The organism is Psychrobacter sp. 1Y11, from assembly GCF_052259045.1.
Lineage (GTDB): Bacteria > Pseudomonadota > Gammaproteobacteria > Pseudomonadales > Moraxellaceae > Psychrobacter.
In genome coordinates this window covers 20,421-29,800 of the sequence record NZ_JBQQER010000019.1, presented here as the reverse complement: position 1 = coordinate 29,800, position 9,380 = coordinate 20,421, and the positions used below count along the sequence as shown (strand labels likewise).

At 48.1% G+C, this 9,380-nt stretch carries 5 protein-coding genes; all 5 read right to left on the bottom strand.

All coding sequences use genetic code 11. The features are described from left to right. Positions 1-2,349, bottom strand: a 2,349-nt coding sequence (locus tag ACTXGJ_RS12300) for an ESPR domain-containing protein (protein WP_443566121.1), incomplete at its 3' end; no start/stop codon positions are given. A 596-nt stretch (positions 2,350-2,945) separates the two neighbouring features. Then, on the bottom strand, positions 2,946-3,887 hold the full coding sequence (locus tag ACTXGJ_RS12295; RefSeq protein ID WP_443566120.1) for a DMT family transporter: 942 nt from the start codon (positions 3,885-3,887) through the stop codon (positions 2,946-2,948). A 177-nt stretch (positions 3,888-4,064) separates the two neighbouring features. Then, positions 4,065-4,688: a YceI family protein gene (locus tag ACTXGJ_RS12290; protein ID WP_443566119.1), complete on the bottom strand. Its 624-nt coding sequence runs from the start codon at positions 4,686-4,688 to the stop codon at positions 4,065-4,067. Between the two features lie 101 nt (positions 4,689-4,789). Further along, the gene (locus tag ACTXGJ_RS12285; protein ID WP_443566118.1) at positions 4,790-7,897 is read right to left on the bottom strand and encodes an efflux RND transporter permease subunit; all 3,108 of its coding nucleotides are present in this window, start codon (positions 7,895-7,897) and stop codon (positions 4,790-4,792) included. Beyond that, positions 7,894-9,207, bottom strand: coding sequence for an efflux RND transporter periplasmic adaptor subunit (locus ACTXGJ_RS12280; protein WP_443566117.1), 1,314 nt, complete (start codon positions 9,205-9,207; stop codon positions 7,894-7,896). Before ACTXGJ_RS12280 ends, ACTXGJ_RS12285 begins: the two co-directional genes overlap by 4 nt. Between the last annotated feature and the right edge of the window lie 173 nt (positions 9,208-9,380).

Here is a 9,380-nt window from a genome sequence, read left to right as displayed (position 1 = left end):
GTTACCGATTGAGATGCTTCTATTCGATAGGGCTTGTGCTTGTGGACCGATAGCGGTGGCATCTTCGCCTGTCGCTGTTGCGCCAAAGCCAAGGCTGACCGCTCTGAGGCCAGTGGTGCTCGCATCTTTACCGATGGCTATGGCGTTATTAGTGGAAGCTATGGCACGCGCTCCAATAGCAACGGTTCCATCAGCAGTGATATTCTGTCCCGCCTCAAAACCCATAGCGACGTTTTGCTCGCCTGTCACTCCACTGCCGGAGCTATCGCCAATGGCGCTATTACTGTTTCCAGTCACCCCTTGACCGGCTAAATTGCCAAAGGCTGAGTTAAAATTGCCTGTAACAGACCTACCCGCTTGCGCACCTACTGCGGCGTTTCTACTTCCTTCTACTTGATTACCCGCTTTTAGGCCGAGTCCAAGGTTGATATCGCCTTTGACAAAGTTGCCTGCTTCAGCGCCGATACCGACATTGATCTTGCCATCGATCTCAGAGCCAGACTCCGCCCCTAAAGCGATGTTGTCACGTCCGACCACCTTAGAGCCTGCGCCAAAGCCAGTGACAGATTTATCACCGCTGCCGCCAATAGCGATATTTGAGCTATTTTGAGAAGAGGTCGATTGGTTGCCTGCCAAATCACCTAACGAAATACTTCTAGGACTGCTTGCTTGCGCATTTGGACCTATGGCAGTGGCGTCTTTAGCAGTAGCCTTTGCGCCAAAGCCAAGGCTGACCGCTCTGAGGCCAGTGGCGCTCGCATCTTTACCGATAGCTATCGCATCAGCACCAGTAGCCCCATCGTTATTCTCGTTACCGCCGCCTGTAGATTTGACACTGAAGTATTTGATCTTTTGGGCTGCAACTGTATCGCTTAGATCATCTATACTAGCGTTAGTAGCGAATAACTGAGAACCATTTACCCCATCCGTTGAGCTAGCACTTATTGCACCGCCAGCGACATTCTTGATTTGACGCTCAGCACCTACAGAGCCTACCGATAATTGCGCTCCTGTTTTTATAGTATTATTATCGTCTAGTACATTACCAGCAAAAGTATAAGTCTCGCCATTGATCACCACAGATTTCTCAGAGGTTGCATCATTTTCAGTCAAGCTGCCGGCACCAAGAGCTACCGAACCATCTTTTGAAGCTGAAGCTGCTACCCCAAAAGCTGAGGCTGCAACTCCAGCTGTACTAGAATGCACCCCGATAGCGGTAGATAGAGCCCCTTCAGAACGTGATTTTGCCCCAATAGCAATAGAAGCATCCCCTGCTGCTTGAGTATATCCAGCATACTGTTGGCTAGTATCAAGCAAGTCGCGTTTGGCATAAGAGCGGAATACTTTATTGACTGTGCCGCCATTTAGAGTGCTACTTGGTGTACTACCATCGACATTAGCTTGTGAAGCGGCATCTAAATCATCACCGCCCATAGCAATAGAGGACGCACCGCTTGAGACAACGTTTGCACCAATCGCGATGGACTGTTGACCACTAGCAGTCGTTCTTGGTGTTGCTGCATTATCCTGCACTCCGCCGATAGCGATAGACTGACCACCAGAGGCGATAGCATTCTGTCCTAATGCCAAGCTCTTGCTACCTGAAGCTTCAGCGTTCAAACCTAATCCGATTGCTGCTAGCCCTGAAGAGCTCGCATCTTTGCCGATGGCTATCGCATCAGCACCAGTGGCCCCATTGTTATTCTCGTTACCGCCGCCTGTAGATTTGACACTGAAGTATTTGATCTTTTGGGCTGCAAGTGCCTGATTAGTAGCATTTAACTGACGACCATTGACCGCCTCAGTGCTACTAGCATCAACCGCTCCGTCTATAACACCGCTTATTTTTTGATTACCTGCATCGATACCGCTCTTTGTAAATTTTGCACCCCCAGCGATAGAGACACCATCATCATCCATTACGCTACTACCCGTCCTGACACTGCCATCAGCTGATAGATTGATGTTCTTTGCCAGTTTGATAGTTAAGGTTTTGACCCCAAAAATATTATTAGCAGGGTTACTATCACTAATGACACCGATATTGCTGTCACTTAATTTAGCAATATCAGTCACACCGCCGTTGACATTTAAGGTGCCAAGGGCATTAATATTGTCGCCAATATCACCTTGGTAATTGACCGCTGCTATCGTCTGCACACCGACGCCGCTCATGGCTAATCCTAAGCACAAAGTACTCAAACGCAGCAGACGCGTAGTTGCTGTAGTGGAAGAAACTCCTGAAGTCACTGCCGTATTTGAGGACTTGCCGCGACTCTTGGCATACTCTGCCACAGCAGTAAAACAGCCTAATGAGCGATTCCAGATAACTTTATAATTGCGATTCATGACAACACTCCCTGTGTAATAATAGGTCATTAAGCTTTGTCAGAAACCACATACCTTTGGCTGATGTAGGCGCTGACAAAATTTATTTACGGGCCTATTAGTCATATAAAACGGTTAGTTGAGCTACGTACTGAGATAAATACTATTCGCCTATTGATACAGAGCTAGAACGTCTCTCATAACGCATTTTATACCATCCATTCATTATTGTGAATATATATATTAGATAAAATGAATATAATTATAAAAATAATAGCTTATTTACAAAAGCTATTGATCTTATTGAAGATGCTCCAAAGTATTATTAGCGCGCACGGCTAAAACAAACTAACAGACAAATATGCTCAAAAAAATCAAAGGCTATTGTCGCTAAATTGGTCTATCCTCTAGTCATTACCTAGCGTATTAATCGCTCTGGATTACGCTGATATATTGGATAGGGATTTGCTACTTTTAGCTTGATTTGACAGTCTTTAATGACTTTGAGAGCATGACTTTAAGAGGAGCAAAACTAGCGCTTTATTTACTAGTCTTCGCTTTTTTGACTACTTAATGGTTGATTTTGACATCAAAGATAGTGGTTAATAGACAATCTGTTAGCCACTTTGCTGGTGATTATACATCTTCATCCCGCCCCAAGTTACTAATGCCACCCCAAGGGCAATCAAAGAGCCGCCCAGCACTAAGCCTTCTGGCACAGCCTCCCCTTGTAGCAGTACGGCGACTGGTACCCCTACTATTGCCCCAACCGCGCCGAGTAAGCTTAAAAGTACTGGACCGCCCGTCTGTTGTAGTACAAAGAGCAGTAAAAACTGACCGGCGAATATGCAGGCTTGTAAGATAATCAAGCCCATAGGTAGCGCCGCCGTATAAGGAACCGCTAGAGTAAAGGTTGGTAATATACCCACTAAGCCTAGCATTATGGCAGCAGCAATCAGCATGCCTGGTGCCAAAGCGATGGGAGAGGCGTTATCTGGCCAACGTAGGCTACGATAGATATTGCCAATAGCTAGCAGAACAGGCCCGCACAGAGCTAATACTATCCAAAACACACTAGCATCTGGCGCTGAGAATTTACGAGCGGCCAGCACGCCAGCGCCAGCCAATGCCGCTGCCACCCCAATAGCTCGCCAAGCATTAAACCGCTCAATACTTATAGCGAGCGCTGCTAGATAGGTCAGTAGTGGCGGTAAAGAGATAATCAGCGCCACAAAACCTGCGCCAACATGAGGAATCGCTGAGAAAAATATCAAGTTAGAGCCTGCGACACTGACCAAAGCTGCCACGACATAATACTCAAAGCTACGAGCACTTGGCGCCAACACCTCATCGCGCATATAAGCCACGACAGACAAGATAATAGCTGCCCCGCTAATCGACCAAAATAAAAACGCTAATGGCGTCAGACCAATCTCAACTGCATATTTTGCTAAGTTAGTGGAGATTCCTAACAGCCCTCCTCCGACGACTAGGCAAGCTAAAGCAATAAACCAAGTGCTTGGCTTTCGGACTATTGGTGGTTTAGAGATCTGTCTCATTACTCATCCATAAAGCTAAGCTTATTATCAAAACGACAGGGTAACAAACTAGCTGGTGAAAGGTTATTCATTGACCATGATAGCAGTAAACCAAAAGGCCAAGACTTATTAAATCTTGACCTTTTAATTGGTAAATTAACATCGTCTAATCCTATAGATCGCTGTGAGCGTATAACACTATTGTTTTGCCGCCTCAATCTGTACCTTTAACACTACATTTTCGCTAATACCTAATAAGGTATATTTATCAATATTCCATTTTCTACGATCAATCGTGGTGGTAAAGTCGCCACCGCAAACTTGCCCTTTGGCAATAAAACTAAAATAACAGTTGAACTTAGTAGCGCGCAAAGTAAGGGGATGGGTCTGACCGTGCATGGTCAAATTGCCATCGACTTGAGTCACGGGTAACTCTGATTTATCGTTAGCGAAATGCCATTGGGTAGAAGTAAAAGTGGCTAAAGGGTAGTTGTCAACATCAAAAAAATCTGCGCTTTTGAGGACATTATCGAAAGCGACATTGCCAGTGTTTATGCTGTTAATGGGAATGACCATAGAGACCGCGCCAATCTCAGCGCTCGGGTCGTACTGCACTTGCCCTGTTAAGTTATAAAAGCCGCCGGAGTTGGTCGAAGTCTTAAAATGGTCAATCTCAAAGCGGACGTTTGAGTTATCGGGTACGATAAGATAGCTGTTGGCATGGCTACTGACCGTCGGCAGTAACGCGATGGATAGTAAAGACAGTAGAGCGAGCGGCTGACGATAAGCCGCTATATTAAGGTTAAGCGCTAAAGTCAGCATGGCACATTCCTTTGTGGTGATGATTAGTATAATAATACAATTTGAGCTGTTAGACACTTACTATTCACTTCTCTAACTGGCATTTTGTGGCTTCATACTAATCAATCAGCAACCTGATCCTGCTGCTTATCACGGCCATGCGGAACAAGCCACTTACTAAACCAGTTAGAGACATCATCCATCAAAGTGTAGACGACTGGAATCACGACCAGACTCAGCAAGGTGGAAGTCACTAAGCCACCTAACACCGCCGCCGCCATCGGACGCCGGAAAGTCGGATCGGCATCGCCCCAACCAAACACTAGCGGCAACATGCCTGCACCCATCGCGATAGTGGTCATAATAATCGGCCGTGCGCGTTTACGGCAAGAGTCTATCATCGCATCGAAGCGTGCCAGTCCTCGATTTTGCGCAATAATGGCATAATCGACGAGCAAGATAGAGTTCTTGGTGGCAATACCCATCAGCATAATAAAGCCAATCATTGAGGGCATCGACAAGCTACTATTAGTAATCACTAAGCCCACAAAAGCGCCGCCTATCGATAACGGTAGCGCCATAAGGATGGTGAACGGCTGCAACAACTTACCAAATAATAAGATTAACACCCCAAAAATACAGATAATACCGACTGACATGGCGATGACAAAGCCGCTAAATAGCTCTGCCATGTTCTCCGCCTGCCCTTGATCGATAATGGTAATGGAGGTGGGAATATTTTGCATAGTTGGGGTGTTTTTCACCGCTTGTACCAGCTCCCCAAGCTCGCCATTAGCAGGCTGTACGGTAATGCTAATAGCGCGCTCCCGATCTAAGCGCTTAATCTGCGCCGGACCGGTACCGAAGTCTAGGCTTGCCACCTCACTTACTCTGACGCCTTGTCCACTAGCATTGTTACTAGGAACATAGAGACCTTCTAGCTGATTGACGCTCTCTTTGGCGACATCAGGCAAGCGCACGACAATGGGAATCTGCCGCGTATCGAGATTAAGCTTAGACAGCTGCTGCTCATAATCACCGACTGTGGCGATACGTAAGGTGGTGGCGATATCTTGGGTGGTCACGCCTAAATCTGCCATCGCTAAACGATCGGGGGTAACCGTCAACTCTTGACGCGGTAAGCTGCGATCGCTAGTCACGTCGCCTGCCATCGGTAATTTACGAATATCTGCCATGATTTGCTGAGCGGTTTGCTCAAGCACTTGCGGGTTAGTACTGGTCAAAGAGAAGTTATAGCCAGTCTCGCCACCACTAGATAAGCCAACGGTGAAGCGCGCGCTCGGCACCTCGGCGAGTAGTTGACTGATCTTACGCTCAATGTCTTGCTTAGAGGCGCGCTCGGCACGTGGTGCCAGCACAACATCTAGACTAGCAATATTTTCTGCTTGATTACCACCGACAGAGTTTGCTTCCATAGCGGACTGCGCCGCACCCACCGAGGTAAAGATATTGGTCACCCCAGGTAGCGCTAAGATACGTTCGCTTGCCATCGCTGCTACGCGCTCAGTATCCTCTAGCGCCACATCAGGCGTCAGCTCGATGGCGACTCGGGTTTGATCGATATCATTATCTGGTATAAAAGCAGTTGGTAGCAATTTGACAAGCATCAGTGAGGCGACAAACAGTACTAAAGTTGCGCCCATTGTCAGCCAGCGATGATGTAGCGTCCAAGACACCACCTTCAGATACCAATCCATGGTCTTACTTTGTTTTTCTACCCGCTGTTTTTCTGGCCTCAGTACATAAGCGGCCATCATCGGCGTTATCAATCGTGCCACCATTAATGAGGCAAAAATAGCCAACGCCGCTGTCCAACCGAACTGGCGGAAAAACTGACCGACCACGCCGCCCATAAAAGCAGTCGGCAAAAACACCGCTATTAAGGTAAAAGTAGTCGCAACAACGGCCAGTCCAATCTCATCAGCGGCCTCCATCGCCGCTTCATAAGGCGTCTTACCCATGCGCAGATGGCGAATGATATTCTCCACCTCAACGATAGCATCGTCAACTAACACCCCAATGACAAGAGATAGAGCCAACAAAGAGATGATATTAAGACTAAAATCGAAAAGATACATCGCCAAAAAGGTCGGAATGACTGATAAAGGTAGAGCCACCGCAGCAACAATAGTGGCTCGGACATTTTTTAAGAATAAAAATACCACCAGGACCGCTAAGATACCGCCCTCGATTAACATCTTTATCGAAGCCTTATAATCCTCTGCGACTGGTGTGGCCCTATCGTAGACTTTTTCGACACTGATATTGCTCATCTCCGCATTGAGCTTGGCAAGCTCTGCATCGACGCGCTCCATCACCTCTACCTCACTGGCGCCGCGAGAGCGAGTAATATCAAAGGCCACTACCGTTTGTCCATCGAGCTTGGCAATCGAGGTGGGGTCAGCTGCGCCATCAGTGATTTGTGACAGCCGTCCGAGCGCTTGCGTTGTGCCAGTCGTAGGCACCGTTATTTGTAGATCATTTAAGGCATCAGCACGCTCCACGGCGCCCAATACGCGAATGGTCTGAGTGGTGTTACCGACTTCAGCCTCACCGCCTGAGCTGTCCTGCTGAATACCGGCTAGCTGCTGTGATAGCTGGACGATAGAGAACTGTAAGCCGCTTAGGGCAATAGGGTCTGCGGCAACGGTAATCTCGCGCTCAAGCCCGCCGATACGGCCAACTTCACTAACGCCAGGGATATCAGAGAGGCGCTTAGTGATGGTATCATCGACGAACCAAGACAAATCCTCCACGCTCATGTTATCAGCGGCGACAGAGTAGGTAATCACGGGGAAGCCTGCAGTCGAGACTTTGGTGATAATAGGGTCGTTCGCCGCCGCCGGTAGATCTCCTCTGACCTCCCCGACTGCCGAGCGCACATCATCAACGGCTTCTTGAATATCCTTTTCGAGTACAAACTCAGAAGCGATCGTCGCTGCGCCCGTTTGTAGGGTAGTGCGAATATGCTTGATGCCCTCGATGCTAGTGATTCTGTTTTCAATCTTTTTGGCGATATCATTCTCTAACTGCGAGGGCGCAGCACCAGGCAAGGTGACAGTCACCACGACGGCTGGCAAATCAATATCAGGAAACTGCTGAACCTTCATTTGCATAAAGCCATAAACACCGCCCAAAGTGAGCAGTACAAATAGCAAGATAGCAACGAGTGGGTTTCTAATAGAATAAGCGGAGACATTTAGGTTCATAAGGGTGCCTGCGCCGCGCCAGTAGCTGCTTGCGCTTGCTGGCTTGTGTTGTCATTCACTACCCGCACTAGATCGCCGTCATTAAGGAAGCTACCCCCTTGCTTGACTAGACGACTATCGGCAGGCAGCGGCTCTGTTACCGCTACCTTATCACCGAGACGCTCGCCCAAAGTCACGCGCTGCTGCTGAATACGGCCAAGGGTTTTGCCATCTTGCACCTTTATGTCGGTGACTAGCATCACATAGTCGTAACCGTCGTTACTCACGATGGCCGCGTTCGGGATAGTTTGCGCGCTAGCGCTACCTAATAAGAACTCACCCGTCTGATACATACCTGAGCGCGCGGCTGGGTTTTTATTTAGACTCGCGTAGATAGTGATTTGACGATTGTTATCAGCGGTTGGTGCGATACGGCTGACCTTACCCATGACAGATTGGTTATTCGGCAGGCTGACTCTGACCGGCGTGCCTACCGTTACCTCACCGATAAGCTTAGGGTCGATATCCGCTTGCCACTCTAAAATGCCATTTTTGATAATCGTGAATAGCGGCTCGCCTGCTGATACCATACCGACTTCCGCCATTTTTTTACTGATAACACCGCTGACTGGCGCTACAACTTGCGAATTATTTAGGTTTAATTTTTGATTGCTCAGGCGCGCTTTTGACGCTTGCAGCGCCGCTTTTGCTTGTAGCTCTGAGGTGCGATAACGATCGGCTTCTTGACGACTTATCGCGTCGATATCGATCAAAGGCAATACCCTAGCGGCATCAGCACTGGCATTAGCAAGCGTCGCTTCTGCTTCGGCCACCTCCGCTTCGGCTTGCAGGATTTGCTGCTCGGCGGCGTCAGTATCGAAAACGGCTAAGACTTGACCGGCTTTGACCTGTTGACCCTCTTCTACTAGCACTTGTTCGATCGCCACTCCATTGACCTTGGCGCTGACATTAGCAGTATCTTTAGGGCTAATGGTGCCATCAGCACGCAAATTATTACCGATGCTATCTTGGCTTGGCAGCACCGTTTCTACCGACAGCACTGCTTGCTCTACACTGTCTATGTCAGAGGCGCTATTGGCTTGAGTATCAGAGCTGGTCACCACTTGCTCATCACTCGCAGACTCATTACTGCCCCAATACCTTCCTAACAGCACACCGACCACGAGCATAACTGCTAAGACCGGTAGCAGCCAAGGCGGCATTTTAGTATTATTGCTAGGGACTTCAGGTTGACGATAAGGCGGTAAGTCAGCGTTGCTAGTCGCTTGTCGATCATCCGGCTTGCCATTAGGGTCTTGAAGGTCACTCATAAGCGGTCTCTATAAATAAGCGCAATAACGAAAGTCTAGTCACTACCGCTCTTTTGACTGTTATAAGAAGTCCAAAAGATAGGCATAAGTTTTGAGTATTGTAGCTTATCCCATCAGCGCGTCAATGCGTATGGGTATCTTGCGCGTCTATATTCTGGTACTAGGATAAAAGA